Source organism: Ruegeria sp. AL12 (assembly GCF_056540885.1).
Window position 1 is genome coordinate 1 of record NZ_JBQFXN010000048.1, and the last position, 1,342, is coordinate 1,342.

The window sequence follows — 1,342 nt, forward strand, 5'->3', positions numbered from 1 at the left end:
GCCGTTGACAGCTACTCCGAAGCTGCCGACGTTCAGTTGGCTATCGAGGCTGTGTTTGAAGACTTGTCAGTCAAGCAACAGGTTTTTGCAGAATTGGCCCGCCATATGCAGCGTGACGCGATTCTGGCCACGAACACGTCTTACCTGAGCCCGGTCGAGATTTTCGCGGGTATCGAAAATCAATCCCGGTGCATTGGCCTGCACTTCTTCAGCCCTGCCCATGTCATGAAGCTGTTGGAAGTCGTGCATACGCCGCAAACTTCGCCCGAAGTTGTCGCCACAGGGTTTGCGCTCGGAAAAAGGCTTCGCAAGGTTTCTGTCCTGTCGGGCATCTGCGATGGTTTTATCGGCAACCGGATGTTGGCTGCGTATCGGCGCGAGGCCGATTATTTGCTGGCAGATGGAGCGTTGCCTTATCAGGTGGATCAGGCAATGCGAGCTTTCGGGATGCCCATGGGGCCCTACGAGCTGCAAGATTTGACCGGCCTCCAAATTGCCTGGGCCAACCGAAAACACAATGCCGCAACCCGCGACCCGAACGAACGTTATGTGACGATTGCTGACCAGCTGTGCGAGATGGGTCGTCTTGGCCAACGTACGGGCAAAGGATGGTATCGCTATGAAGAGGGTCATCGCGAACCGATCCGCGATCCCGAAGTGGAGGCGTTGATCGAGTCCCACTCGGCGGATCAGGGCATAACGCGGCGGGCATATGCGCAGGACGAAATCGTGTCGCGCATCCTGGCGGTGCTGGCCAACGAGGGCGCGTTGATCATTCAGCAGGGGATCGCCGAGTCCGCGGAAGCCGTCGATATGGTTCAAATTCACGGCTACGGCTTTCCGCGCTGGCGCGGCGGGCCGATGAACTATTGCAAGGAAATCGGAGCCAACACGTCGCACGCAATGATGGAAACCGTAGCCAAGGAAAGCCCCGGTTCATGGCGCGTCGCGGGTTGTCTTGGGGACAATTAACAAGTTGATGGTTACAAAAGTGACCATTAACGCATTCTTGACTCATGTTTCACAGGGAGGAGACAGAACTATGAAATTCACAAGGTTGAGCACACTTCTTGCCTCAGCTGCACTGGCCGTTTCAGGTACAGTGGCGCTTGCGGCAGACTATACGCTGACCATTTCCAGCTGGGCCCCGCCGACCCATGGCATCAATGCCAAGATGTGGCCGAAATTCGTCGAGATGATCGAAGAGGCCACCGATGGTCAGGTCACCGCCGAACTGAAGCTGGGCCTTGCCCCGCCCCCTGCGCAGATGGACCTGATCATGGATGGCGCCGCTGATGCCTCGATCATTTTCCACGGCTATCAGCCGGGCCGGTTTGTCACC

The 1,342-nt window shown here is 57.1% G+C and carries 1 protein-coding gene and 1 pseudogene; both read left to right on the forward strand.

Translation table 11 applies throughout. The features are described 5' to 3' along the window. On the forward strand, positions 1 to 972 hold a 972-nt coding region (locus tag ACR0C6_RS21225; RefSeq protein ID WP_480621078.1), incomplete at its 5' end, for a 3-hydroxyacyl-CoA dehydrogenase. Positions 973 to 1,042: 70 nt separating this feature from the next. Further along, a pseudogene (locus ACR0C6_RS21230) lies at positions 1,043 to 1,342 on the forward strand (TRAP transporter substrate-binding protein); the annotation flags it as partial.